Origin of the sequence: Burkholderia sp. COPS (assembly GCF_019425585.1) — a bacterium.
GTDB lineage: Bacteria > Pseudomonadota > Gammaproteobacteria > Burkholderiales > Burkholderiaceae > Burkholderia > Burkholderia cepacia.
In genome coordinates, this window is sequence record NZ_WIXR01000016.1 from 128,954 (window position 1) to 155,499 (window position 26,546).

Genomic DNA, 26,546 nt, shown 5'->3' on the forward strand with positions numbered 1-26,546 from the left:
CTCTCTATTTCCGAAACTCGATTTCAATTTTGTTGGTTTTGTAGGACTATTGTCAAAGGATGCATGTTCCGTGGGTGAACCGGTCATGGGATGAGATTTTACGAGTTCACCCTTGGTTTATTAGGAAAACGCTCAAATGAGCGTTGCCAGAAAGTGCATGAACCGGTGCAAATACCGCTTGACTTGTCGGGCGGAAACGGAAAGAATGTCTCACGTTTTCGAAACATCGTTTCAAGAGTTTAACCGGCAACGATGTTTCGCGCAGTCTCTCAGGTTCTAGCACGGCCCTCGGAATGGCTAGAACTTTTTTAGCGCCACGGTCTCCGTGGCGCTTTTTTTTGCCCGTTTTCCTGCTCGCCCGCCCGGACGCGTCAGGCCCGTATTATCCCCCGATCGTCGAAACCCCCCGTTTTTACCCGCGCGGCGTCTGCTCGCGCGTGCGCCTGACGCGATTCGCACGCGCAAAAAAAAGCGCGATGTCCGCACTGGGCATCGCGCATCAAACGGCGTGGAGCGCCGACGAATGATCGGTGATGAAGAAAGGGACGTTCGGTCAGGGACGCCCGGTCAGGGACGCCCCCGGCCGGGCACCCGGCCGGCGGGCGGCGCCTCCTCGCGCGGCCCGGTCAGGCCTTCGCGAGCTTGATGCTGGTCTGCTCGGCCGTCAGGTAGCCGACGCTCGCGCCGAAGCGGTCCTTGAAGTTCGCGCGCACGAGCGGGTCGAGCGTCGGCTTGACCTTGTCGTGCAGCGGCGATTCCCAGTCGCCCGCGTGCTGGAAGTTGCTCATGATGTACGTCCAGCCGTTGATCTCGTCGACCGCGTGCAGGCCCGTCGATTCCGCGCCGGCCGGGCACGACAGCACGCGCACCAGCGACTTCGTGTCGACGTTGTAGGCCCACAGGAAGTTGTTCACGTGCATGCCCGAGTCTTCGCCGATGAAGAGCGTGCGCAGCTTTTCGGAGAACTTCAGGTTGTCCGGGTTCGCGATCTTGTCCGGGTTCGCGAGGTTGCCGAGCCCGTCGGCCGCGGCGAGATCCTCGCCGACGAGCGCGGCCGGCGCGCCCATGTCGACCGGCACCCATTCGCTGTCGATCGCGCTGCCCGTCGTGTCGCGCTGGCTGCCCTTCAGGTTCAGCGCATAGACGGCGCCCGCGGCGATCTTCTTGTCGACCGCGACGTCGCGCGACGCCGCATTGCCCTTGACCATCGACGTCTCGATCCGCGACATCGCCGTGTAGACGATCTTGTCCTTCGCGTTCACGGTCGTGCCTTCGAGCTTCGTGAAGCCCATGCTGCCGCCGAGCAGTGCCGCGTAGCGGTGCGTCTCGAGGAACGCGGCCGCCTTTTCCATCCCCGGCTTCACGCGCATCCAGTTGAACTTGCCGCCGAAGTGGACCTTCGTGTAGCTCGCATCGTTCGGGTCGGTGGTCACCAGGTCCATGATGTCCGATGCCTTCAACGTGTTCGCGAGCGCCTCGATCTCGCTGCTCGTCGCGTGGCCGATCCTGATCCACGTGAGCGTCGCGGTGCCGGCGCCAGCCGACGAGGTCTGCGTCCACTTCGCGACATACAGCGTGCCGGCCGACAGGTCGGCGGCCTTGTCGGCGACGAACATGAACAGGCCGCCGTTGGTGGCGTCGTCACCCATCATCACGGTGCGCTGGTCCGGCATCACCTGGATCAGCTCGTGCGAGATGCGGCCGAGGCAATAGTGCTTCTTCACGGTGCCCGTGCCGTCGGGATTCACGGTGATCTCGGGCAGGTGGCCGTAGTGGTAGGGGTTCGCCTTCGTCTCGTCGCCGAACGTGTTCTTGCTGAACGCCTTGAACTGCGCGTCGGTCGCGGCCTTGGTCGCGTCCGGCTCGTACTCCTCGCTCGACAGGTGCGTGCCCCACGGCGACAGGCTCGCGCCGCACGTGATCCACAGGCCGTGCGCCTTCGACGTGTCGACGTTGTGGTACTTGACGACCTTCAGCGCGCCGTTGGCCGGATCCTGGTCGAGCGTCAGCACCGCGATCGGCGACGGCAGCTGGCCGTACTGCGATGCGCTCGCCTGGTCGCGCGTCGTGTATTCGAACTGCACGACGGCGAACACCGTGTTGCCTTTCACGCCGGGCACGTTCGCGTTCTTCAGCGTCAGCAGCGAGCTGCCGTCCGGGCAGTCGGAATAGAACTGGCGCTCCTTGCCGGCAACCGAGCGGTCGATGATCGGCTGGTTGTTGATGTCGTAGTAGCCGCCCGCGAGCGTCGTGCCGCCCTTGCCGTCCGGCACCATGTCGCCCGTCACGAAGAACGGCCGGTACGCCAGCTTGAAGTTGCGCGCCGAACCGTCCGAGAACGACACCGACAGCGTCGAGCCGACCGTCGTCGTGGCCATCGCGGCCGCGTTGTCGAGCGTCGGTGCGGCCATCGCCGAGAACGTCGCCGACGTGTACGCGGCGGCGACCGGGGCCGGCGTCGACGCCGGATTGTCGTCGCCGCCGCAACCCGTCAGCAGGGCCGGCAGCGCGAGGCCGGAAAGGGGAAGCATCGGCGCGCCGGCGAGGATCTTCAGGGCCTGACGACGGGAAGCATTGGGCAACGCGGGCATGTGGAGTCCAGTTTCAGTTGTTGGAAGAATGGCCTTCGCGAAGCAGGCGCTCGGCAAGCTCCACGAAGGCAAATTGAAAACTGGACGGAAGTGTAAGGACGCTCGATGAAAGTTTTTTGAATTGAAAACGTAATGGCGAGCCGGGCGTTCGTCAGGGGCTCAATCGCGTTCGGGCGTTGCCGAGATGCGGTGGATCGACAGGTCCGCGCCGTCGAATTCGGCTTCGCGGTCGAGGCGCAGCCCGACGGTCGCCTTCAGCGCACCGTACACGAGCGTGCCGCCCGCGGTCGCGATCGCGATGCCGCCGAGCGTGCCGACGAGCTGTGACATGAACGACACGCCGCCGAGGCCGCCGAGCGCGGGCAGGCCGAACACGCCGGCCGCGAGGCCGCCAAGCGCGCCGCACATGCCGTGCAGCGGCCACACGCCGAGTACGTCGTCGATGCGCCACTTGTTCTGCACGCAGGTGAACATCGCGACGAACAGTGCGCCGGCGGCCGCGCCCGTGACGAGTGCGCCGATCGGGTGCATCACGTCGGAGCCCGCGCATACCGCGACGAGGCCCGCGAGCGGCCCGTTGTACGTGAAGCCCGGGTCGTTGCGGCCGGCCATCCATGCGGCGAGCGTGCCGCCGACCATCGCCATCAGCGAGTTCACGGCGACGAGGCCGCTGATCTTGTCGAGCGTCTGCGCGCTCATCACATTGAAGCCGAACCAGCCGACCGCGAGCACCCACGCGCCGAGCGCGAGGAACGGGATGTTCGACGGCGGGTGCGCGGCGATCCGGCCGTCCTTCGCGTAACGGCCATGGCGCGCGCCGAGCAGCAGTACGGCCGGCAGCGCGACCCAGCCGCCGAACGCGTGCACGACGACGGAGCCCGCGAAATCGTGGAACGGCGCGCCGAACGCGTGCGTGAGCCAGGCCTGCACGCCGAAGCGTTCGTTCCACGCGATCCCTTCGAAGAACGGATAGATGAAGCCGACGATGATCAGCGTCGCGACGAGCTGCGGATTGAACTTCGCGCGCTCGGCGATGCCGCCGGACACGATCGCGGGAATGGCCGCCGCGAAGGTCAGCAGGAAGAAGAACCGCACGAGCGCGTAGCCGTTGTGCTGCGACAGCGTGCCGATGTCGTCGAAGAACTCGACGCCGTACGCGATCGTGTAGCCGATGAAGAAATACGCGAGCGTCGACACCGAGAAGTCGACCAGGATCTTCACGAGCGCGTTGACCTGGTTCTTCTTGCGGACCGTGCCGAGTTCGAGAAATGCAAAGCCCGCGTGCATCGCGAGCACCATGACGGCGCCGATCAACAGGAACAGTGAGTCGACGCCGGATTTCAGACCATCCATGCCGTGGCTTCCTTGCGCAAAAAACGGGCAAGGAATGCAAATATCGAGCCAACTTGGTGAGCCGCCGCATGGAGTTGGTGCCCGGGCGCCGCGTGGTGAGGCATTCCGATGAATCGTGCACGGGAAGAGGGCGTAGCCGACGCAGCCCGAGCGCGATGCCGGGTGCACGTGTGTGGTGCGACGCGTACGGAACTGGTGCGTGCGACGAGCCGGTTGGTGCGGCGTGGTGCGCGATGGTGCGGCGCGGCGCACCAGCCGGCGCGTCAGTGGCGCGCGAACAGCGGGGGCGGCCGCCGCAGCCGCAGCGCACACACCGACCAGTAGGCGGCGACGGTTGTCAGCCCGAGCGCGGCGAACGCGAGCGCCGCGAAGCCCGTGAGCGACTGGCCGTCGGCGTCGGGGCCGAGGATGCCTTGCGCGACGATCAGCGCGGCCGTCCAGAAGCCGATCACGGCCTGCGCGAGCAGGCGCGCGGCTGCGACGCGGCGCGGGCGCCCGGATTCGGCCAGGCGGTGCGCCGACCGCGGGCGCAGACACAGGAACAGGGTGGCGGCGAGCAACGCGGCCAGGGCGATGAGCCAGTTGACGAGGAAATCCATGAGAAAAAGGGGGCACGTCCGAAGCGGGTTGAAGCTCGCCCACTTTAGAGTCCTCGCGTGCGCGATTGAATCAGACGAGTCCGAAATTGAAAGCCATTTTTAATGGCGGGGCGTGATTGGCCCTGTTCAACAGGCGGTATCATCGACGTCGGTCCAACCACGAGGCCGCGCCACGCGCGGCCGGAGATTGCTGATGAAGATGAAGACATCGCGGGCGCGTCGCGTGCCCGGGTCCGTACTGGCGGCCGTGGCCGCCGGTGCGCTGCTGTTGCTCGCGGGCTGCGAGAAGTCCGGTGCGCCGGTCACGCAACCCGATACGGCCGCGAGCGCGGCCGCCGATGCCGCGAACAATGCGGCCAAGGCGCTCGACCAGGTGGCGAGCACCGTCAACCAGCAGATCAACGCCGCGAAGGCCGGCATCGCGTCCGCGGCGTCAGCCGTGCCGCCGCTGTCCGCGAGCGGCCTCGCCTCCGCCGCGCAGGCGCAGATCGACGCGGCTGCTTCCGCGGTCGTCGCGCATGCGGCTTCCGAAGCCGGCGCGAAGATCGCCGAAGCCGGCAAGAAGCTCCAGCAGTGGAGCCAGCAGAATGCGTCGGGCGCCAAGCCCGCGAGCGGAGAGTGACGCGGGCTTGCATGATCCGCGAATTGTAATTATGATGGTTACACATGTCGCCGGCCGCAGGATGGGCCGGCGTCGTCAAGTGGGTGAGGAATGAATACCAGCAGCCGGTTCGCGTTTGCCGTCCACGTGCTTGCCTTGCTGTCGATGCAGGAAGGCGTGCCGCTGTCGTCAGACATCATCGCGGGCAGCGTGAACACGAACCCGGCGCTGATCCGCCGCCTGCTGTCGATGCTGGCGGCTGCCGGGCTGACCACGTCGCAGCTGGGCGCGGGCGGCGGTGCGCTGCTGGCGCGCGAGCCCGGTGCGATCACGCTGCTCGACGTATATCGTGCGGTCGACGATGCGCAACTGTTCGCGCTGCACCGCGAGGCACCGAATCCCGCGTGTCTCGTCGGGCGGCACATCCAGGGCGCGCTGACCGACTACATCGGCGACGCGCAGCGCGCGATGGAAGCCTCGCTTGCCACGCGCACGCTGGCCGACGTCACGGCCGACGTGCTGGATCTGGAACAGCGTACGCAACATGACGTGCGCGCCGGCGGGTAACCGGCGGCAGGGCAGGAAGCCGGACGGCGCGCATGCGCGGTGTCCGGCGCAACGGGGGCTTTGCCCCGTTTTTTTCGATCTTATATGTAATTAACATCGTTACATATTTTGCTTACTGGAGAATCGACATGACGCAACGTACCCTGAATATCGCGCTGTTCGGCGCCACCGGCACGATCGGCTCGCGCATTGCCGCGGAAGCCGTGCGACGCGGCCATCGCGTGACCGCGCTGTCGCGCCATCCCGGCGCGGCCGGCGACGGCATCACCGCGAAGGCGGCCGACCTGTTCGACGCGGCCAGCATTGCGGCCGCGCTGCCGGGTCATGACGTCGTCGCGAGCGCGTACGGCCCGAAGCAGGACGATGCGACGAAGGTCGTCGCGGCCGCGAAAGCGCTGGTCGCCGGCACACGCGAGGCGGGCTTGAAGCGGCTCGTGGTGGTGGGCGGTGCAGGTTCGCTCGAAATCGCGCCGGGCAAGCAGCTGGTCGACAGCGAAGGCTTTCCTGAAGCGTACAAGGCGCAGGCGCTCGCGCACCGCGATGCGCTCGCCTACCTGAAGACGGTCGACGATCTCGACTGGACGTTCTTCGCGCCGGCCGCGATGATCGCCCCGGGCGAGCGCACGGGCACGTTCCGCACGGGCGTCGGCAAGCTGATCGCGGATGCGCAGGGCAACAGCAGGATCTCGACGGAAGACTACGCGGTCGCGTTCGTCGATGCGCTCGAGCAAGGCAGCTTCGTGCGCGAGATCGCGACGGTCGCGTATTGAGCGGCGCGCCGGCCGGCGCGTGAGCGCCGGGCCGGCCGCGACGTGCAGGAACGCCAGGCGATTCCACCTTGACGGGCGGGATCGCCTGTTTCGTCTGGAGCGGGCTGCGTGCCGGCAGACGCGCACGACCCGCACGTGTACCGGATCGGTATTTACACTGGTCGACGCGGCGAGGCGGTTTTCATATTGTTCCCCGTTGTGCAGGATGAATAGAATAAATTTCTATCTACGAGGGACTGGAGAAATGGACGCCATCGATCGCAAGCTGCTGGAGCTGTTGCAGGCGGATGCCACGCTGCCGATCGCGGAACTGGCACAGCGCGTGAACCTGTCGCAGACGCCGTGCTGGAAGCGCGTGCAGCGGCTCAAGGAAACCGGCGCGATTCGCGCGCAGGTTGCGCTGTGCGATCCGCGCAAGCTTGGGGTCGGCACGACCGTGTTCGTCGCGATCCGGACGAACCAGCACACCGAGGAATGGGCGCAGCGGTTCACGCAGGCCGTGCGCGACATGCCGGAAGTGGTCGAGGTGTACCGGATGAGCGGCGAGACCGATTATCTGCTGCGCGTCGTGGTGGCCGGCATCGACGATTACGACCGCGTCTACAAGCAGCTGATTCGTACGGTGCCGCTGTTCGACGTCAGCTCGTCGTTCGCGATGGAGCAGATCAAGTATTCGACCGCGCTGCCCGTGCGCGACCTTGCCGAGCCGGCGTAGCGCGGCAATGAAACGGCGCGGGCGTGCAGCGCGCCCGCGGGTTCAGCGGCCGCGCGCCAGTGCGCGTGCGCGCTCGTCGGCCAGTGCGTCGCGGCGCACGAAATCCGCGACGAACGGGCTGGCCGGATGGTGATGCAGTGCGTACGGCGTATCCCATTGCGCGAGCTGGCCATCCTTCATCACGCCGATCCGGTCGGCGATCGCGAACGCTTCCGCCTGGTTGTGCGTGACGAGGATCGCGGTGTGGCCCGTGCGTTTCAGGATGTCGCGCAGCTCGAACGCGAGCCGCTCGCGCGTATCGACGTCGAGATTCGAGAACGGCTCGTCGAGCAGCAGCAGTTCCGGTGACGGCGCGAGCGCACGGGCGAGCGCGACGCGCTGCTGCTGGCCGCCCGACAGCTCGTGCGGATAGGCGCTGCCTGAATCGGCAAGGCCGACCAGATCGAGCATTTCCGCGACACGCATGCGCCGTTCGGTCTTCGGCATGCGCCGCAAACCGAACGCGACGTTGTCGGCCGCACTGAGGTGCGGAAACAGCGCGTAATCCTGGAACATCATGCCGATGCGGCGCCGCTCGGGCGGCACGTCGAGCGACGGCGCCGCGACGGGCGCGCCGTCCAGCACGATGCGCCCCATGCGCACCGGTTCGAAGCCGGCGATCGCGCGCAGCACGGTGGTCTTGCCGCAGCCCGACGCACCGAGCAGGCAGCCGATGTCGCCGCGCGGCAGCGCAAGGCTCAGGCCGTCGACCACCGTGCGGCGGCCGTGCGGCGTGTCGTAGGCGAGGCAGAGGTCATCGAGTTCGAGCAGGTTCACGGTGTCAGGCTCCGATCTTGTGGCGGGTGCGGGCGAGCAGGATCACGGGCACGAGCCCGGCCAGCACGATCGCGAGGGCGGCGACCGCGCCTTCCTCGTAGGTGCCGCGCGCCGCTTCCGCATACAGCCAGGTGGCGAGCGTGTCGAAGTTCAGCGGGCGCAGCAGCAGCGTCGCCGGCAATTCCTTCATGGCGTCGACGAACACCAGCAGTGCGCTCGTGGTGAGCGCGGGCCGCAGCAGCGGCAGGTGCACGCGGCGCAGCGTGCCGCCGGCCGTTTCGCCGAGCGAACGCGCGGCCTGTTCCAGCGACGGGGGGATGCGCGCGAGGCCGGCCTCGATGCTGCCGGCCGGGATCGCGAGAAAACGGACCGTGTAGGCGATCACGAGCGCGGCCGCCGAGCCCATCAGCAGCAGCCCGTCGCGGCCGAGTGCCGCGCCGAACAGCCGGTCGGCCGCCGCGAACGGGATCAGCAGGCCGATCGCGAGCACGGTGCCGGGCACCGCATAACCAAGGCTCGCGATTCTCGCGCACAGGCGGGCCGGGCCCGCGCCTGCGCTGTCGCGTTGCGCGCGCGCGGCCCATGCGACGACGAGCCCGCACGCGAGTGTCGCGACGGTGGCGGCGGTGGCGATCGTCAGCGTGTTCGCGAGCCCCGTCATCAGCTGCGCGGACACGCCGCCGACGAGATGCAGCCGCTTGGCCGTCTCGACCGCGAGATACGCGGCCGGCGCGCCGAAGCCGAGCAGCACGGGCAGCCAGCCGAGCACGGCGGCGCCCCATGCGGCCGTACCCGTCAGGCGGCGCGGCGCGATCGGCCGCATGCGCCGGCCATGCGCATAGCGCTGGCGGCGGCGCCCGTAGCGTTCGAGCACGATCATGCCCACGACGATCGCGAGCATCGCGAGCGCGATCTGTGCGGCGCCGGCGAGATCGGACCGCGTGATCCATGTCGTGTATACGGATACCGTCAGCGTCTGCACGCCAAGGAATTCCGATGCGCCGATATCGTTCAGCGTTTCGAGCAGCGCGAGGCTCACGCCGACCGCGATCGCTGGCCGCGCGAGCGGCACGACGACGCGCCAGAAGGCGGCGATGCGTCCCGCGCCGAGCGTGCGTGCGGCTTCGAGCAGGCTCGCGGACTGCGTGACGAACATCGCGCGCGTGCTCAGGTAAACATAGGGATACAGCACGAAACCGAGTACGAAGATCGCGCCGGGCAGCGAGCGCAGGTCGGGCAGGCGGAACTGGCGCGGGCTGTCGAAGCCGAGCAGCCAGCGGATCGCGCCCTGTACGGGGCCGATCGGGTGCAGCAGGTCGAGGTATGCGAACGCGACGATGTAGGTGGGCACCGCGAGCGGCAGCAGCAGTGTCCATGTGAGCACGCGGCGGCCGGGAAAGTCGTATGCGGTGACGAGCCACGCGCAGCCGGTGCCGACGATCGACACGATCGTGCCGACGCCCGCGAGTAGCAGCAGCGTATTGACGAGCGCCTGCGGCAGCACGAATTCGGCGAGATGCCGCCAGTGCGCGAGATCGGCGTCGAACGCGGCGGCCACGAGCACCGCGAGCGGCGCCGCGACCGCCGCGGCGATCGCCAGCGCCGCGAGCAGCCACACGCTGCCCGCGCGCGGCAGCAGGCGCGGCCGGCACGCCACGCGGCGCGCGCCGGCGGTGGTTGCGTCAGTTGTCAAAACCGACCTTGTCGACGAGCTGGCTCGCCTGCTTGCGATGCTTCGCGATGTCCGCCAGCGGCAGCGGGTCGATCTTCAGCGTGCCGAAGCCGGCGATCACCGGATCGAGTTTCACGTTCGCGCGTACCGGGTATTCGTAGTTCGCCTGCGCATACAGCGCCTGCGCTTCCGGCGACACGAGGTATTCGAGCAGCTTCACCGCGTTGGCCTTGTGCGGCGCGTGCTTCGCGACCGTCGCGCCGCTGATGTTGACGTGCGTGCCGCCGCTCTTCGCGTTCGCGAACGTCGGCCGCACGACCTTGATCGCATCGCCCCACTTGCGTGCGTCGCTGCCGGGCTCCGCATTCTTCATGTGGCCGACGTAGTACGCATTCGCGAGGCCGACGTCGCAGATGCCGCCGAGGATGTCGCGTGCGACGTCGCGGTCGCCGCCCGTCGCCTTGCGCGCGAGGTTCGCCTTCACGCCGCGCAGCCATTTCTCGGTCGCGGCTTCGCCGTCGTGCGCGATCATCGCCGCGACGAGCGCCGTGTTGTACGGATGCTGGCCCGAGCGGATGCAGACCTTGCCCTTCCATTTCGGATCGGCGAGATCCTCGTAGCGGAACGCATCGACCTTCAGGTCCTTCTCGACGTACAGCACGCGATCGCGCAGCGACAGCGCGTACCAGTCGCCGTTCGCGCCGCGCAGGTTCGCGGGAATCGCGTCGTCGAGCGTCTTCGAGCGCACCGGCTGCGTCAGCCCGCCGTCGACGAGATCGAGCAGGTTGCCGACGTCGACCGTCATCAGCACGTCGGCCGGCGACTGCGCGCCTTCCGCCTTCACGCGCTCGAGCAGGCCGTCCTTCACGAACACCGTATTGACCTTGACGCCGCTCTGCTTGGTGAACGCCTCGATGAGCGGCTGGATCAGCTTCGGTTCGCGGGTGGTGTACAGGCTGACTTCCTCGGCCGCGTGGGCCGGCGGCGCGAAGGCAGCGGCGGCAAGAGCGAGGGCGCCGGCGAGCGGCAGCAGGCGGGTGCGCGGATTCGACATGAAGACTCCGGAGGGGCAGGTGGACGAAGGGAGCGTTCCGGGGCGCGCCTGCCGCTCGATCGACCTGGAACATTACAAAATGAAAGACTCGGGATTCTAGATCGAAATGGGAACCGTTATCAAATGAAAGATAACGGCGGGCAGGCGGAGGACGGGAAAGGGGAGCGGAAGCGGGGAGCGGAAACGGGGCGTCGCGGGACGGGCGCAAGCGCGTAGAATGCCCGCTTCGATGAATTTGACGGAATCGCCCCGACCATGAACGATCAGCGCAAGAAGAACCCAGTCCGCAACGTGAGCATCCTGATCGTCGTGGCCGTGCTGCTCGTGATCGGGACGATCCTGTACAACGCGATTTCGCAGAAGCACGCGTACGACGAAGCCCATCCGGCCGAGGCCGCGAGCGCCGCGTCGCACTGACGAGCCGATGCGCGACCCGGCGGGCCGCGCACGTGGCGTCGATGTGAAGGGGATGAGTGCCCGGCTACTGGCGCGGCTGATGCAGCGCGGAGCCGGGAACGAAGCGGGCGCCGGAACCGGCGCGCCGCGTACGCAGGTCAGCCGTGCGTCAACGTGACGCAGGTGCGAATTTCGGGCGGATCCGTGCGTAGAACACGGCCGCGAGCAGCGCGAGCCACGCCGCGCCGACATACAGCGCGACACGCGTGTCCTCGAACCAGCCGAGCATCACGATCACGAAGCCCATGAACGCGATCGTCAGCGCCGGCGCGACCGGCCACAACGGCACCTTGAACTTCAGCGCCGCGACTTCGGCGCTCGACAGCCGGCGGCGCATCGCGACCTGCGACAGCAGGATCATCAGCCAGACCCACACGGTCGCGAACGTCGCGATTGCCGCGACCATCAGGAACACGTCCTTCGGCATCAGGTAGTTGAGCAGCACGCCGGCGAGCAGCGCGACCGCCATCACGAGCACCGTAACCCACGGCACGCCGTGCCGCGACGTCGTCATCAGCACGCGCGGCGCCTGGCCCTGGCGCGCCATCCCGAACATCATCCGGCCCGCCCCGAAGATGTCGCTGTTGATCGCGGAGATCGCCGCGCTGATCACGACCAGGTTGAGGATCGTCGCGGCCGACTTCACGCCGAGCGCGGAGAAGATCTGCACGAACGGGCTGCCGTCGCTGCCGACACCCGTCCACGGGCTGATCGACATCAGCACGACCATCGTCAGCACGTAGAACAGCAGGATGCGCGCGGGCACCGCGTTGATCGCGCGCGGAATCACGCGCTCCGGATCCTTGGCTTCGCCGGCGCTCATCCCGATCACCTCGATCCCGCCGTACGCGAAGATCACGACCGACAGCGACGCGATTAGCCCGCCGACGCCGTTCGGCAGGAAGCCGCCATGGTTCCACAGGTTCGCGAACGTCGGCACGTCGGCCGAATGGCCGAAGTGCATGCCGGTCAGCAGGATTGCCACGCCGCCGCCGATCATCGCGACGATCGCGCCGACCTTGATGATCGACAGCCAGAACTCGAGTTCGCCGAACACCTTCACGTGGCACAGGTTCAGCCCGCAGATGATCGCGACGACGCCGAGCACCCAGATCCATTGCGGGACGTCCGGAAACCAGAAGCCCATGTAGATGCCGAACGCGGTGATGTCGGCGATCGCGACGATCACCATTTCGAGCGTGTAGGTCCAGCCGGTGACGAAGCCGGCAAACGGGCCGAGGTTCTCGGTCGCATAGTGGCCGAACGAGCCGGCGACGGGTTCGCGCACGGCCATCTCGCCGAGCGCGCGCATGACCATGTAGACGGCCGCGCCGCCCAGGATGTACGCCAGGATCACGGCCGGGCCCGCGAGCTGGATCGCGGACGCCGAACCGTAGAACAGGCCCGTGCCGATCGCCGAACCCAGCGCGAGAAAGCGGATGTGCCGCGCGCTCAGGTGGCGCTGCAAGTTTTTCATCGTGTCTCCGATATCGTTATGCGACGGACCGGGCGAGCGGGGCCGGTCCGATTGCCTCAAGTTGTATAGACAACTTGAATGTGAACGAATGATAACAAGCCGGGCCGGGTGACTGGAATCGGGTATTCCCTGACTGGCGCGACGGGCGCAACAGGGGGACGGGCGGTCGCGCATGGAAGGCGCGGGCCGCCTGGAAAGCTCGGGTCATGCTTCGGGGATCGCTGAATCGGGGAGCGCCGGTGGCCGATCCGCGGCATGCGCGGGCCGGCCACCGGCGGGGTAAATCCGCGGTCAGGCGGGCAGGCGGATCACGCTTGCATCCTTGCGGATCAGCAGCGACGACGCGAGCATCTGCTTGCACTGATGTGCGAGTACCTTCAGGTCGTGCGTGAGCTCGGCACCCACCGCATCGGATTTCTCCGCGGACACGACCATCGCGTCGAGGTCGCGCGTGATCTGCTTCGACGCGTCGAGCTGATCGGCGGGCGGCGGCTCGCCGGCCTCGGCCTTCTCGAGATTGTCGAGCACGGCGGCGAGGCCGCGGTGCAGCGCGTCGTCGTGAAGGATGTTGCCGTCGGCTGCGCAGGCCGTGCGGATCAGCGGCGCGGCGGCCGTGATCTGCGCGCCGAGCACGTGGGTCTGCACGAGCAGGTCGTTCAGTTCCGGCACGAAGCGCTGGTGCGCCTTCGGCTCGATCATCATCCGCTGGAACGCCTGCCCGAGATTCGCGAACGCGATGTGTACGTCCTTGCGCGCGAGGCGGTAGCGGTAGTCGTCGTCGAGGGTCGTGGCCGGCGCCTCGATGGCCGCGGCGACGACCGGCACGACGGCCGCGCCGTCGGCGGCCGGCACGGGCGGCGGCGACACGCCGCGCCCGGCGCGCCACACCGCCTCGAAATACTTGCGGGTCGCGGTGAGCATGTCGGCCACCTGCTTGCCCATCAGCCGGTATTCCCAGTACGGGAACAGCCGGCTCGCGGCGATCGCGATCATGCAGCCGACCACGGTGTCGATCGCGCGCTCGCCGATGATCCGCATGCTGCCCGGCGCGAGCAGGTGGAACATCAGCAGCACGTACGACGACGTGAACACGACGCTCGCCGCGTAGTTGAACAGCAGCAGGCTGTAGCTCATCACCATCGACCCGAACATGATCGCGATCAGCAGGTGCGGCTCCTTCACCGTGTAGATCAGCGCGATGCTGGCCGCGCAGCCGATCAGCGTGCCGATGATCCGCTGTGCGTTGCGCTGCTTGGTGAGCGAGTAGCCGGGTTTCAGGATGATGATGGTCGTCATCACGATCCAGTACGCGTTCGTGAGCGGCAGCAGCCGGCCGAGCCAGAACCCGACTGCCACCGCGATCGTCACGCGCAGCGCGTGGCGGAAGCTCGGGGAACGCATGTTCAGGTTCGAGAAGATCAGGAGTGGCGACATCCGGCGGCGCTGCAGGAAGCGCGTGAGCGCCTTGTCGATCTTCAGTTCGGTTTGCTGCGGATCGGCGTGGCCCGACAGGTTGCGGCGCATCCGGTCGATCAGGCGCGTCGCGCTCCAGATGCGCCGGAACGTGGCGAGCACGGCCGCATACGCCTCCGCGTTGGTGGCCGGGAAGTTCTTCTTGCGCATCAGCTCGATCTCGTACTCGATCGCGCGCAGCTCGGCCTTCACGCTGATTCGCGAATGCGGGGCGCGGTTTTCGAGCACCGCGAGGCCGATCTCCTCGAGATCGGCGGCCGCCTTGCGGATCAGGTCGCGATAGAAGATGATCAGGTCCGAGCCGCCGAACGTGTTGCGCACCAGCGGGTAATCGGTGTGCGCGCCGACGAACAGCTCGTGCAGGTCGACACTGTTGATGAACAGGTTGTACATCGTCGTGCGGCCGGGATCGAGCTTGCCGCGGCGCAGTTTCGGCAGGTTGCGCAGCACGATGTCGCGCGCGGTTTCCTGGGTTTCGACCGCCGTGATCTGCTTGGCGACGAGATTGCGGTAGCACTCGTCGAGATCGGCATCGAGGTCGTAGAACTGCGCGCGCGCGAGCAGGTAGTCGGCGCAGGCGAACAGGCTCTCGGCCAGCGCCTGCTGCTCGATCCGGCGCGCCTGCCATCGCGACACGAGCGTGGCCCAGTACGTGTACCAGAGGCCGCCCGCGAGAATCCAGCCGGCGTTGATGAACGCCTGCAGCGGCGTGAATTTCTCCTCCAGCGTCATCACCATCATGAACAGTGTTGCGAAGCTGATCTGCGGCCAGCGGTTGCCGTAGACGACGATCAGCGACAGCACGAAGGTGAGCGGCACGATGGTGAGCCACAGCACGAAGATGTTCGGTGTGGCAAGGCCGGTCGCGAGCGCGGCCAGAAAGCCGATCACGCTGCACGCGAGCATTTCATTGTGCTTGTACTTGAGCGGGCCCGGCATGTCGACGACGCAGGCGCCGAGCGCGCCGGTCGAGATCGTGAAGCCGAGCTCGCGGTTGTGAAACACGATCAGGCACAGCACGGCCGGCAGCGACACGCCGACCGCGATCCGCAGGCCGCCGAAAAAGTACTGGCTGTAGAAAAACTTTCTGATTTCGACCGAATAGCGCATCGATGGACTGAATGGCTGACGAAGACGCCCGGGGCGGCGTATTGACTGGCGACGAGTCTATCGTATTTCGCGGTCCGCAAAACCTGGCTTTCCGGCCGAGGTTCGCGGAGGCGGTCCATTTGCTATCCTTGGTGATCCTGTTCGCCCGGCCCTGCCCGCGCGAGGTTCCGACGCCTGCTTCATGCTCCATCTCTTCTATTCGAACCGTCACGAAACGCTGGCCGACGCGCTGCTCGAGGATCTGGCCGCGTTCCCGGCCCGCAACGGCCCGTGGGCGCCGCAACAGGTCATCGTGCCGAGCGCGGCGCTGCGCCGTCGCCTCGAGCTCGACATCGCCGCGCGCAACGGCGTATGCGCGAACGTCGAGTTCACGTATCTCGCGCAGTGGCTGTGGGCGCAGATCGGCCGCGTGCTGACGGTGCCCGCCCGTTCGCCGTTCGCGCCCGACCGCCTCGTGTGGCGCTGCTACCGGCTGTTCGCGCAGGCATCCGACGGTGCGCCGTGGCTCGCGTCGCCGCGGCTGGCCGCGTATCTGTCCGCGTCCGACGATGCGATGCGCTACGAGCTTGCCCACCGCGTCGCGGCCGTGCTCGACCATTACCTGACCTATCGTCCCGAGTGGCTCGCCGCGTGGCAGGCCGGCGAGTCCGTGCTCGCGGGCGACGGCGCGCCGCGCGGGATCAGCGACGCCGCGCGCGACGACGAGCGCTGGCAGGCCGCGCTGTGGCGCGCGCTGCTTGCCGAGCTGAGCGACAGCGGCACGCCGCCGGCGCACCGCTTCCTCGTCGAGGCGCGCCATCTCGATCCCGAAACCGTCGCGCGCGCACGCACGCACTGGCCGGAATCGGTCAGCGTGTTCGCGCTGCCGACGATGCCGCCGCTGCACGTCGCGTTGCTGCGCGAACTGTCGCGCTGGATCGACGTGCGCGTCTACGCGCTGAACCCGTGCCGCGAATTCTGGTTCGACATCGTGACCGCCGCGCATGCCGAGGCGCTCGACGCGGCCGGGCGCCTCGACTACCAGGAGGTCGGCCATCCGCTGCTCGCCGAATGGGGCCGGCAGACCCAGGCGCAACTGCACATGCTGCACGAACTGACTGAAAGCGCCGCGTCGGGCGACGCGTCGCGTTTCGTCGAGAATCCCGCGCCGACTTGGCTCGCGCGCGTGCAGAACGCGATCCTCGAGCTGCGGCCCGAGGCCGAAGCCGGCGATGCCCCGGCCGAGCGCGGCATCGAGGTGCACGTGTGCCACAGCCTCGCACGCCAGCTCGAGGTGCTGCACGACCGGCTGCTCGCCTGGTTCGACGCCGACGCGAGCCTGCAGCCGTCCGACGTGCTCGTCGCGGTCGCCGATCTCGCGGCGGCCGGCCCGCTGATCGACGCCGTGTTCGGCACGGCCGGCAGTGGCGGTGCGCGCGTGCCGTACCGCATCACCGGCCTGCCGCCTTCGCAGGCGAACCCGGTCGCGCGCGTGCTGCTCGACTGGCTCGCGTTGCCGGAGCGGCAGGTCGGTGCGCCCGAGCTGGTCGAATGGCTGCGTGTCGACGCGGTGGCGGCACGCTACGGCATCGATGCGACGGCGCTCGAGACGGTGCAGACCTGGCTCGCGGCCGCCGGCGCGCGGCGTGGGCTGTCGCCGCTCGCGAGCGACGATGCGGCCGTGCCGTCGCCGCGTCATACGTTCTCCGATGCGCTCGCGCGGCTCTTTCTCGGTTACGCGATGCCGGAAGGCGCGGCGCCGGTCGGCGCGTGGCTGCCGATCGAGGCGGCCACCGGCAGCGAGGCCGAGCTGCTCGGCCGGCTCGCACGCTTCACCGACGATCTCGACGGCTTCGCGCGGCGGCTGGCCGAATCGCATACGCCGCACGGCTGGAGCGAACTGTTCGCCGACACGCTTGCGCGTTTCTTCGATTCGGGCGCCGCGTATGCGGATGCGCTCGCGGGCGTGCGCGACGCACTCGACGCGATGCTGGCCGCGATGACGGAGGGGGCGCCCGACGAAGCGCTGCCGGCAGCCGTCGTCCGGGCCGGGCTGGCCGCCGCGCTCGACGATCCGGCGCGCGGCGGGGTGCCGTGGGGCGGCGTCACGTTCTCGTCGCTGACGAGCCTGCGCGGGCTGCCGTATCGCGTCGTCTGCCTGCTCGGGATGGACGACGGCGTGCTGCCGAGCCTCGCGCGCGCGGACGAATTCGACCTGATGGCCGTGTTGCCGAAACTCGGCGATCGCCAGCGCCGCGACGACGAGCGCAACCTGTTTCTCGACCTGCTGCTCGCCGCACGCGACCGGTTGCTGATTGCCTATACGGGCCGCAGCATTCGCGACAACGCGCCGTTGCCGCCCGCGGCACTCGTCGACGAATTGCTCGACCATCTCGCGCTCGTCACGGCGGGCCCAGACGCCGCGCCGGACGCAGTCGATGCCGCGCGGCGCGCGTTCATCGTCGAGCATCCGCTGCAGCCGTTCGCGGCCGCGTATTTCCAGCCCGGCAGCGCGCTCGTGTCCTATGACGCCGAGCGGGCGACGCTCGCGTCGCTGCTCGCCGCCGAAGCGTCGCGCGACGGCCCGCGCGAATTGCCGTTCTTCGCGCAGCCGCTGCCGGCCGAGCCGGTCGAGCCTGTCGCATTCAGCGAATTCGAACGCTTCTGGCGCCATCCGGCGCGTGCGTTGCTGCGCGGCCGGCTCGGCATCGTGCTTGCCGACGCGCAGGCCGAACTGCTCGATACGGAACCGTTCGCGCTCGACTTCGCCGGCAGCGATGCGCTCGCCGAGCGCGTGCTGCCGCTGCTGATCGAATCGGACGAGGGCGGCGTGCACGATCACGCGCTGCGCATCGCGGACGCGAGCCCCGAACTGCCGGGCGGCGCGACAGGCGCCGTGTGGCGCGACCAGGCGCTCGGCTCGATGACGCAGCTGGCATCGAACGTGCGTCGTGCGCTGGCCGACGGGATGGAGCGGCGGTCGTTCACGCTCACCGTCGTGCCCGCGTGGCCCGACACCGAGCAGACGCTGTTCGGCACGCACGACGCGCTGCTGTCGGGTGACGCGGTGAGCGCACCGCTTGAACTGCACGGCACGCTGAACCGGCTGACGCAGGCCGGGCAGATCATCTACCGTTATGCGAGGCCGAGTGCGCGCGACTACCTGTCCGCGTGGCTTGCGCATCTCGTCTACTGCGCGATCGAGCCCGGCGGCCCGCGCCGCACGCTGTGGTTCGGCAGCGGCGGCGCGTTCGAGCTGACGCCGGTCGCCGCGCCGCTCGAGCAGCTCGCACCGCTTGCCGCGCTGTTTCGCGCGGGGCGGCGCATGCCGCTGCGGTTCTTTCCGCGCAGCGCATGGGCGCGGGTGTCCGACGGCGAGGCCAAGGCCGCGAGTGTCTGGATCAACGAGCGGGTCGTGAGCGAAGCCGACGATCCGGCCATCGCGATCGCATGGCGCGGCGCGCATGCGTCGCTCGACGAGCCGTTCGCCACGCTCGCGCGGCTCGTGTTCGATCCGCTCGTCGAGCATCTGAAGGAGGTCGCATGAGCGCCGTGTCGCAGCCGCAGCAGGCGCTCGAACTCGACGTGTTCGCGTGTCCGCTCGATGGCGTCAACCAGATCGAGGCATCGGCCGGCACCGGCAAGACCTGGAACATCTGCGCGCTCTATGTGCGCCTGCTGCTGGAAAAGGATCTCGGCGCGGACGAAATCCTCGTCGTGACCTTCACGAAAGCGGCGACCGCGGAGCTGCACGAGCGGATTCGCGGCCGGCTCGCGCAGCTTGCGCATGCGCTCGACACGGGTGACGACGGCGGCGATCCGTTCATCGAGCGCCTGCTCGAGACGACGCTCGGCGAAGGTGGCGAGCTCGATTCCGAAACGGCCGCGAAACGGATCCGGCGTGCGTTGCGCGCGTTCGATCAGGCGGCCATCCATACGATCCACGCGTTCTGCCAGCGCGCGCTGCAGGAAGCGCCGTTCGCGGCCGCGATGCCGTTCGCGTTCGACATGGAGGCCGACGATGCGTCGCTGCGCTTCGAACTCGCGGCGGATTTCTGGCGCACGCGCGTCGAACCGGCGGCCGCGCGCTGGCCGGGTTTCGCGACCTGGCTCGTCGAATCGGGCGCCGGGCCGGCCGCGCTCGACGCGCAGCTCGCGCGCCGGCTGAAGAAGCCGCTCGCCGCGTTGCGCTGGGACGGCGTGACCGAGCCCGACGAATCGGCCGAGGCCGCCGCGGCCGAATGCTTCGCGGAGGCCGGGCGGATGTGGGCGGCCGAGCGCGAAGCGATCGATGCGTTGCTGCGCGCCGCGCAGCCCGCGCTCAACCAGCGTTCGCACAAACCCGAAGCGGTTGCCGATGCGCTCGCCGCATGGGCCGCGCATTTCGCGCAGGGCGACGCGACGGCTGCGCTGCCGAAGGCCGCGCTGAAGCTCACGCGCACCGCGCTCGTGAAGGCGACGAAAAAAGGCGGCGCGACGCCCGAACACGCGTTCTTCGACGTGGCGGACGCGCTCGAGGCGGCCGTGGCGGCGGCTGAAGCCGCGCAGCGCGCGCGCTGGCTCGCGCTGATCGCCGAATGGCTCGACATGGCGCCGGGCGAGCTGGCCGAGCGCAAGCGCACGCGGCGCATCGTGTCGTTCGACGATCTGCTGGCGAACCTGTACCACGCGCTGCATGCGCATCCGTGGCTCGCCGAGACGCTGCGCGCGCGCTATCCGGCCGCGCTGATCGACGAGTTCCAGGATACCGACCCGCTGCAGTTCGCGATCTTCGACCGGATCTTCGCGCCGGGCGGCCCGCTATTCCTCGTCGGCGATCCGAAGCAGGCGATCTACAGCTTCCGCGCGGCCGATCTGCATACCTATCTGGCGGCGCGCGCGCGGGCGAGCGCGTGCTACACGCTCGCGGTCAACCAGCGTTCGACGCCCGCGATCGTCGATGCGTGCAACCGCTTCTTCATGTCGAATCCGCGCGCGTTCGTGCTCGACGGGCTCGACTATTACGCGGTGCGTGCCGGCACGCGCGTGCGCGCGCCGTTCGTCGACGAAACCGATCCGGGCCCGTCCGGCGACTTCCGGGTGTGGGCGTTGCCTGGCGGTGAAGGCACGTTGCTCAAGCGTGATGCGCAGGCACAGGCCGCGCAGGCCTGCGCCGCCGAGATAGCCCGCCTGATGCGGGGCGCGCGCGAAGGGCGCGTGCGGCTCGGCGAGTCGCCGCTGTCGCCGGGCGATATCGCGGTGCTCGTGCAGACGCACCGGCAGGGCAGTCTCGTGAAGCGCGTGCTGGCCACGTGGGGCATCGGCAGCGTGGAACTGGCGCAGGCCTCGGTGTTCTCGACCGGCGACGCGGAGCAGCTTGAACGCGTGCTGGCCGCGATCGATGCGCCGGGCGACCTGCGGCGGCTGCGCGCGGCGCTCGCAGCCGACTGGTTCGGCCTCGATGCCGGCGCACTGTGGCGGATGGAGCAGGGCGACGGTGATGCGTCACACGAAGCGTCCGCGGCCGACAGTGCCGACGCGATGAGCTGGGTCGAGCGCTTCTCGCGGTACCGGCTGCTGTGGCGCGAACGCGGTTTCGCGGTGATGTGGCGCACGTTCACGCGCGAATTGCGGATCGCCGAGCGGCTGATGGCCGGCGCGGACGGCGAGCGTCGCGTGACCGACATCAACCATCTGGCCGAATTGACGCAGGCACGCGCGTCCGCGCAGCCGGGCATCGCGCCGACGCTGCGCTGGCTTGCCGCGCAACGGCTCGACGGCGGCGGCGAGGAAGCGCAGTTGCGGCTCGAATCCGATCGCAACCTCGTGCAGATCGTCACCGTGCACAAGTCGAAAGGCCTCGAATACGCGATCGTGTTCTGTCCGTTCCTGAACGATGGCGGGTTGCGCGAGCCGCCCGCGTCTGCGTTGCCCGATGCGCGCGAATACCACGACGATGCGGGCGACGCGGTGCTGCATTACGGGTGCGACGACGAGGCGGCCGCGCACGCGGCGCGGCAAGCGCTGCGCGAGCAGGCCGCGGAACGCGCACGGCTCGTCTACGTGGCGCTCACGCGTGCGGTCTATCGCTGCTACGTCGTCGCCGGGCCGTACCTGTCGTCGCGCTCGACGCGCGAGGCGCGACGCAGCGTGCTGAACTGGCTCGTCGCCGGCGCCGGCCAGGCGTTCGATGCGTGGCTCGACGAGCCGCCCGATGAAGCCGCGCTCGATTCGGCGTGGCATGCGCTCGCGGGCGGCCCCGTGAGCGTCGCGCCGCTGCCGGCGCCTGCGCGCCCCGAGCGTCTGGCGGCCGGGCACGACGCGTCGCAAACGCTCGCGGCGCGCCATGCGACGCGCGTGCTGCGCGATGCCTGGCGGATGGCCAGCTTCAGTTCGCTGACCGCGTCGATGGCGCGCGAGGAGGCGGGCGTCGCGGCCGTGCCGGATGACGAACTGCGGCCCGACCACGATGCGCTTGCCGCGGTCGCGCCGGATGCCGAATGGCTGTTGGCCGATACGGTTGCGCCCGAACCGCCGGACGACGACATCCTCGTGTTCCCGCGCGGCGCGGCGGCCGGCGAGTGCCTGCACCGCCTGTTCGAGCTCAGCCGGTTCACGGAGCCCGAGTCGTGGCCGAAGGCCGCGCTCGGTGCGCTGCACGATCGGCCGGTCGAGGCCGGGCCCGAACTCGCGACACGTCTGCCGGCGATGATGGCGCAACTGGTCGATGACGTCGTGCACACCGAGCTCGTGCCGGGCATGCGGCTCGTCGATCTCGATCCCGCGAAGCGGCTCGACGAAATGGGGTTCCTGTTCCCGGCGCCGTCGCTCGACCTGATGGCGCTGCGCCGCCTGCTGGTCGCGCACGGCTACCCGGACGTTGCACTGGAGGCGGGCATGCTCGCCGGTTTCATCAAGGGTTTCATCGACATGATCGTCGAACACGACGGCCGCTTCTGGATCGTCGACTGGAAGTCGAACCATCTCGGCACGACGCCGGACGCCTACGGCCCGCGCGCGCTCGACGTCGCGATGGCCGACCACGCGTATCACCTGCAGGCGCTGCTCTATACGGTCGCGCTGCATCGCTACCTGCGCGGGCGGCTGCCCGATTACGACTACGACACGCATGTCGCGGGCTACCTGTACCTGTTCGTGCGGGGTGTACGGCCCGGCTGGCGCAGCGGCGGCGAGCCGGCCGGCGTGCATGCGCGGCGGCCCGCGCGTGCGCTTGTCGACGCACTCGACCGGATGATGGAAGGGGGCCGCGCATGAACGCGCAGGACGATACGCTCGAATTCACCGGCGGCCTCGTCGCGCGGCTGCCCGAGCCCGCCGATTTCGGCATCGCGCTCGCGGAAGGTTTCGCGCGGCGGATCGGCGATCTCGCTCGCCGCGCCGGCGCGCCGGCCGCGGCCGCGCGCTGGGCGGCGCGCGCCGCGTTCGGGACGAGTCGTGCGACCGCGGGCGGCCACGTGTGCGTCGCGCTCGGCGCGCTCGCGCAGCGCTACGAAACACCGCTCGACGAGGTTCGCGCGGCGCTCGCCGCGAGCGGCGTGGTCGCGTTCGGCACGCTCGCGCGTGGCGACGAGCGGCCGCTGATCGTCGACCGCCACGACCACCTGTACCTGTCGCGCTATTTCGACTACGAACGGCGGCTCGCCGATGCGCTCGTCGCGCAGGCCGGTGCGACCATGCCGGACGAAGGTCTGGCGCCCGACCGGCTGCGCGACAGTCTCGCGCGTTACTTCGGGCCGGCGAACGGCGAAGTCGACTGGCAGCGCGTCGCGGCGATCGTCGCGCTGACCGGCCGCGTGACGATCGTCAGCGGTGGCCCGGGTACGGGCAAGACGACGACCGTCGTCGGCGTGCTGGCCTGTCTGCTCGATGCGCATCCGGGGCTGCGCGTCGCGCTGGCCGCGCCGACCGGCAAGGCCGCGCAGCGGATGCAGGAAGCACTGCATGCGCGGGCGGGCGACCTGCCGCCCGAACTCGCGGCGCGCCTGCCCGATACGTCGTACACGCTGCACCGGCTGCTGGGCGGCGGCGGGGCGGCCGGTTTCCGGCATCATCGCGACAATCCGCTGCCCTACGACCTGATCGTCGTCGACGAGGCATCGATGATCGACGTCGCGCTCGCCGCGCATCTGCTCGATGCGCTCGCGCCGGGGGCGCGGCTCGTGCTGCTCGGCGACAAGGATCAACTGGCCGCGGTCGAGGCGGGTGCCGTATTCGCGGAGCTGAGCGCGCGGCCGGCGTTTACCGCCGCGGCGCGCACGCGCATCGCGCAGGCGCTCGGCATCGACGAGGCGGCATTCGTCGCGGCGCTGCCGGTGCAGGACGAGGCCGCGACCGTGGCCGCGGCCGTTCCCGCCGGGCATCCGGTTTCCGCCGCGGCCCGCGCCCCGGCGCCGCCATCGGCGCTTGTCGCCACACGCAAGCCGGCGTCGCGACGGAAGGCCGATGCGAGACAGGCATCGCTCTTCGACGACGAACCGCAGGATGACGAAGTTTCGTCGTCCAACGTCGCGCCGCCGCCGGCCGAAACCGGTGAAGCTGACGATGCAGGCGAGCCTTCCGCATGGATCGAGGTCGACGAACTGGCGTGGCTCGACGCCGTCGAGCTGCCGCCGTTCGACGCAGGCGACGTGCCGCTTGCGTCGGTCAAATCGAACCCGCCGGCGGAACCCGCCGCCGCGTCCGCCGCGCCCACGCCCGCACCCGCACCGCTCGCCGACTGCGTTGTCTGGCTCGAACGCAACTACCGCTTCGGCCTCGATTCGCCGATCGGGCGGCTGTCGCTCGCGATCCGCAGCGGCGACGTGCAGGCCGCGCTCGACGCGTTGCCCGCCGACGATTTGGCGGCCGCGTCATTCCATGACGATGCGGGCGAGTCGCTCGCGACGTCGACGCTCGAGCGGCTCGCTCGGCGGTTCGGTGCTTACCTCGACGCGTTGCGCGACGCGCTGGCCGCGCCGGTGCCCGATCCGCTGCCGCTGTTCGACGCGCTCAACCGGTTCCGGATCCTGTGCGCGACCCGCAGCGGCTTGCGCGGCGCGGAGCACGTCAATGCGCTCGTGGCCGCGCACGTGCGCCACGCGGCGCGCGTGCCGCTGGCGGTCGGCGCGCACTGGTTCACGGGGCGGCCGATCATGGTGACGCGCAACGACTACGCGCTCGGGCTGTTCAACGGCGATATCGGCATTGCGCTGCCCGACGCGCACGGCGTGCTGCGCGTGTGGTTCCGGCGTGCGGACGGCACCGCGCGCGCGGTGTCGCCGGCTGCGCTGCCGCCGCACGAAACCGCGTTCGCGCTGACGGTCCACAAATCGCAGGGCTCGGAATTCGACGAAGCCGCGCTCGTGCTGCCGGCATCGTTCGGCCGCGTGCTCACGCGCGAACTCGTCTATACGGCCGTCACGCGTGCCCGTACGCGCGTGCAGGTGATCGGGCCGCGGCGCGTGCTGGCGCAGGCGGTCGCGACGCGCACGCAGCGCGATTCGGGGCTCGCGGCACGCGTCGACGAGGCGCTTGCACGGCGCCGCATGGAGGCGTCGCGATGATGATCCGCTATACGCTCGATCCGGCCGAGGTCGAATGGACGGCCGTGCGCGCACAAGGCGCCGGCGGGCAGAACGTGAACAAGGTGTCGAGCGCGATTCACCTGCGCTTCGACATCCGCGCGTCGTCGTTGCCGCCTGTCATCAAGGAGCGGCTTCTCGCGCTGTCCGACCAGCGCATTACGCGCGACGGCATCGTCGTGATCAAGTCGCAGGAATACCGCACCCAGGAGAAAAACCGCGAGGCCGCGCTGGCGCGCCTCGATGCATTGATCGCCGGCGTTGCGTTCACGCCGCGCGCACGGGTCGCCACGCGGCCGACGCGCGCGTCGAAGGAGCGGCGGCTCGAGCACAAGTCGCGCCGCAGCGCGGTGAAGTCGGGAAGAGGGAAGGTGATCGACTGACGAATGGCCGGGCGGACGAACCGCGGGTGCGGCACCCGGGCGCTCGCACCCGCGCCGGTTACCGCATCACGGTGCCGGCGCTGTCGAGTACGAAGTCGACGCAGAACACGACGAGCCGGCTCTGCGCGCGGATCGCGACGGCGGCCGTATAGCAGTCGCGGCCTTCCGTCAGCGAGAAGTGCGGGCCCATCAGCGCGACGCGTCCGGGCGCGGCGATCGCGCGCTGGAAATACGGGCGCCGCGACCAGTTGCTGTGGGTCTCCGGAAAGAGCGGTGCGAGGCGGGTGACGCCGGCCTGGCCATCGTCGGCGGGCGCGCCGATCGACGGCAGGAACTGCTCGCCGGTTTCGTCGGTGACGAACACGCGGCGGGCGGCCGGCACCGTGAACACGCGTTGCGCGGCGTCCTGCAGGTTGCCGCTCGCGGAAAACGCGGCCGCGCCGGTCAGCACCAGCCGCTCGATCGCGTCGAAGCCCGGCTGCTCGGCGACGACCGGCGTGTGCCGGCGGGCGATGAAGCGCTGCCACGCGGCGTCGAGCATCGCGGGTGCTGCCGCGCTGGCGTGGGCGATCGATGCGTCGGGCTGGCCGAACTGGAAACCCTGCACGAAATCGATGTCGGCTTCCATCAGTGCCTGCAGCGAATCGTCGTTTTCGACGCCCTCGGCGAGCACCATCGCGCCGGCCTGGTGCAGCATCGACACGAGGTGATGCATGATGCGGCGATCGTCGGCCGAACCGGTCGCGCGTTCGACGAGCGAGCGATCGAGCTTGACGATGTCCGGGCGCGCGCGCCACACGCGGTCGAAGTTCGAGAATCCGGTGCCGAAATCGTCGATCGCGATCAGGAAGTCGCGATGCTGGATCATGTCGATCGTGCGGGCGAGCGCGGCTTCGTCGCGCGACGGCTGTTCGACCACCTCCAGCACGATGCGGTTCGGCGGCAGCGCGAAATGCCGGCACAGCGCCTCGACGAATTCGCGCTGCACGAGGCCCGAATCGAGCACGCGCGGCGTGACGTTCAGGAACAGCCAGCCGTCGCCGATGCCCTGCGCGACGAAGTTGGCCGTATGCAGGCAGCGCGCGAGCCGGTCGAGCAGCAGCGCGTCGGCGTCGGCGCGCGTCTTGTCGAACAGCGCGGCGGGCGAGATCAGTGCGCCGTTCGCGTCGACGACACGTAGCAGCGCCTCGTAACCGACGACCCGCTTGTGCGTGATCGACAGCACGGGCTGGAACACGCTGCGCAGCGTCGTGGTGCGATAGGTGGCGACCCAGCCGCCAGGCGTCGGCGTGAGACGGTCGAGCAGGGAGTCGAGCGAGAGGTCGCGGGCGGGCTTCATGTCAACGGAGCCCGGGGGCGAGCGGCGGGGC

General features: G+C 69.1%; 18 protein-coding genes. 9 read left to right on the forward strand and 9 right to left on the reverse strand.

Features of this window, described 5'->3' with window-relative positions; genetic code table 11:
* Positions 1-626: 626 nt before the first annotated feature.
* The 3 genes from FOZ70_RS15600 to FOZ70_RS15610 all read right to left on the reverse strand — a co-directional run bounded on the left by FOZ70_RS15600 (position 627) and on the right by FOZ70_RS15610 (position 4,543).
* On the reverse strand, positions 627-2,591 hold the full coding sequence (locus FOZ70_RS15600) for an alkaline phosphatase PhoX (RefSeq protein ID WP_021159396.1): 1,965 nt from the start codon (positions 2,589-2,591) through the stop codon (positions 627-629).
* 159 nt (positions 2,592-2,750) lie between these two features.
* The gene (locus FOZ70_RS15605) at positions 2,751-3,944 is read right to left on the reverse strand and encodes an ammonium transporter (protein WP_048024422.1); all 1,194 of its coding nucleotides are present in this window, start codon (positions 3,942-3,944) and stop codon (positions 2,751-2,753) included.
* Between the two features lie 263 nt (positions 3,945-4,207).
* Positions 4,208-4,543: a hypothetical protein gene (locus FOZ70_RS15610; protein WP_048024424.1), complete on the reverse strand. Its 336-nt coding sequence runs from the start codon at positions 4,541-4,543 to the stop codon at positions 4,208-4,210.
* A 193-nt stretch (positions 4,544-4,736) separates the two neighbouring features.
* Between FOZ70_RS15610 and FOZ70_RS15615 the strand changes: the two genes are divergently transcribed.
* The 4 genes from FOZ70_RS15615 (at position 4,737) to FOZ70_RS15630 (ending at position 7,196) form a co-directional block, all read left to right on the forward strand.
* Positions 4,737-5,165: a hypothetical protein gene (locus tag FOZ70_RS15615; protein ID WP_021159399.1), complete on the forward strand. Its 429-nt coding sequence runs from the start codon at positions 4,737-4,739 to the stop codon at positions 5,163-5,165.
* Between the two features lie 90 nt (positions 5,166-5,255).
* A complete protein-coding gene (locus tag FOZ70_RS15620) occupies positions 5,256-5,711 on the forward strand; it encodes an Rrf2 family transcriptional regulator (protein ID WP_021159400.1) in 456 nt (151 codons plus the stop codon).
* A 128-nt stretch (positions 5,712-5,839) separates the two neighbouring features.
* On the forward strand, positions 5,840-6,481 hold the full coding sequence (locus tag FOZ70_RS15625; RefSeq protein WP_021159401.1) for an NAD(P)H-binding protein: 642 nt from the start codon (positions 5,840-5,842) through the stop codon (positions 6,479-6,481).
* A 244-nt stretch (positions 6,482-6,725) separates the two neighbouring features.
* Positions 6,726-7,196, forward strand: coding sequence for an Lrp/AsnC family transcriptional regulator (locus FOZ70_RS15630; RefSeq protein WP_006484401.1), 471 nt, complete (start codon positions 6,726-6,728; stop codon positions 7,194-7,196).
* A gap of 42 nt (positions 7,197-7,238) precedes the next feature.
* Here the strand turns inward: FOZ70_RS15630 and FOZ70_RS15635 are convergent, their stop codons facing one another.
* The 3 genes from FOZ70_RS15635 to FOZ70_RS15645 are packed head-to-tail and all read right to left on the reverse strand — an operon-like array spanning position 7,239 to position 10,738.
* Entirely contained in the window at positions 7,239-8,012 is a 774-nt protein-coding gene (locus FOZ70_RS15635) for an ABC transporter ATP-binding protein (protein ID WP_021159403.1), read from the reverse strand.
* Between the two features lie 4 nt (positions 8,013-8,016).
* Positions 8,017-9,651, reverse strand: a complete 1,635-nt coding sequence (locus tag FOZ70_RS15640) for an iron ABC transporter permease (protein WP_258025640.1) — start codon at positions 9,649-9,651, stop codon at positions 8,017-8,019.
* 43 nt (positions 9,652-9,694) lie between these two features.
* Entirely contained in the window at positions 9,695-10,738 is a 1,044-nt protein-coding gene (locus tag FOZ70_RS15645; protein ID WP_021163380.1) for a Fe(3+) ABC transporter substrate-binding protein, read from the reverse strand.
* A gap of 255 nt (positions 10,739-10,993) precedes the next feature.
* Between FOZ70_RS15645 and FOZ70_RS15650 the strand changes: the two genes are divergently transcribed.
* A complete protein-coding gene (locus FOZ70_RS15650) occupies positions 10,994-11,155 on the forward strand; it encodes a hypothetical protein (protein WP_006476417.1) in 162 nt (53 codons plus the stop codon).
* Between the two features lie 148 nt (positions 11,156-11,303).
* Here FOZ70_RS15650 and FOZ70_RS15655 read toward each other — a convergent pair whose 3' ends face one another.
* Together FOZ70_RS15655 and FOZ70_RS15660 are read right to left on the reverse strand one after the other, a co-directional pair.
* Positions 11,304-12,671, reverse strand: a complete 1,368-nt coding sequence (locus tag FOZ70_RS15655; protein ID WP_048024431.1) for an amino acid permease — start codon at positions 12,669-12,671, stop codon at positions 11,304-11,306.
* Positions 12,672-12,962: 291 nt separating this feature from the next.
* Positions 12,963-15,254 (reverse strand): FUSC family membrane protein, encoded by a 2,292-nt coding sequence (locus FOZ70_RS15660; RefSeq protein ID WP_048024433.1) that lies wholly within the window; start codon positions 15,252-15,254, stop codon positions 12,963-12,965.
* Positions 15,255-15,435: 181 nt separating this feature from the next.
* Here FOZ70_RS15660 and recC point away from each other — a divergent pair, with 181 nt between their 5' ends.
* Genes recC through arfB form a run of 4 tightly spaced genes read left to right on the forward strand, consistent with a single transcriptional unit; the run spans position 15,436 to position 25,176 of the window.
* A complete protein-coding gene (gene recC / locus FOZ70_RS15665) occupies positions 15,436-18,780 on the forward strand; it encodes an exodeoxyribonuclease V subunit gamma (RefSeq protein ID WP_219706210.1) in 3,345 nt (1,114 codons plus the stop codon).
* On the forward strand, positions 18,777-22,487 hold the full coding sequence (gene recB, locus FOZ70_RS15670) for an exodeoxyribonuclease V subunit beta (RefSeq protein WP_219706211.1): 3,711 nt from the start codon (positions 18,777-18,779) through the stop codon (positions 22,485-22,487). Before recC ends, recB begins: the two co-directional genes overlap by 4 nt.
* Entirely contained in the window at positions 22,484-24,775 is a 2,292-nt protein-coding gene (locus FOZ70_RS15675) for an AAA family ATPase (RefSeq protein ID WP_219706212.1), read from the forward strand. The genes recB and FOZ70_RS15675 overlap by 4 nt, the downstream gene beginning before the upstream one ends.
* Positions 24,772-25,176: an alternative ribosome rescue aminoacyl-tRNA hydrolase ArfB gene (gene arfB / locus FOZ70_RS15680; RefSeq protein ID WP_021162067.1), complete on the forward strand. Its 405-nt coding sequence runs from the start codon at positions 24,772-24,774 to the stop codon at positions 25,174-25,176. Before FOZ70_RS15675 ends, arfB begins: the two co-directional genes overlap by 4 nt.
* Positions 25,177-25,234: 58 nt before the next feature.
* Here the strand turns inward: arfB and FOZ70_RS15685 are convergent, their stop codons facing one another.
* Positions 25,235-26,515: an EAL domain-containing protein gene (locus FOZ70_RS15685; RefSeq protein ID WP_021162066.1), complete on the reverse strand. Its 1,281-nt coding sequence runs from the start codon at positions 26,513-26,515 to the stop codon at positions 25,235-25,237.
* Positions 26,516-26,546: the final 31 nt, after the last annotated feature.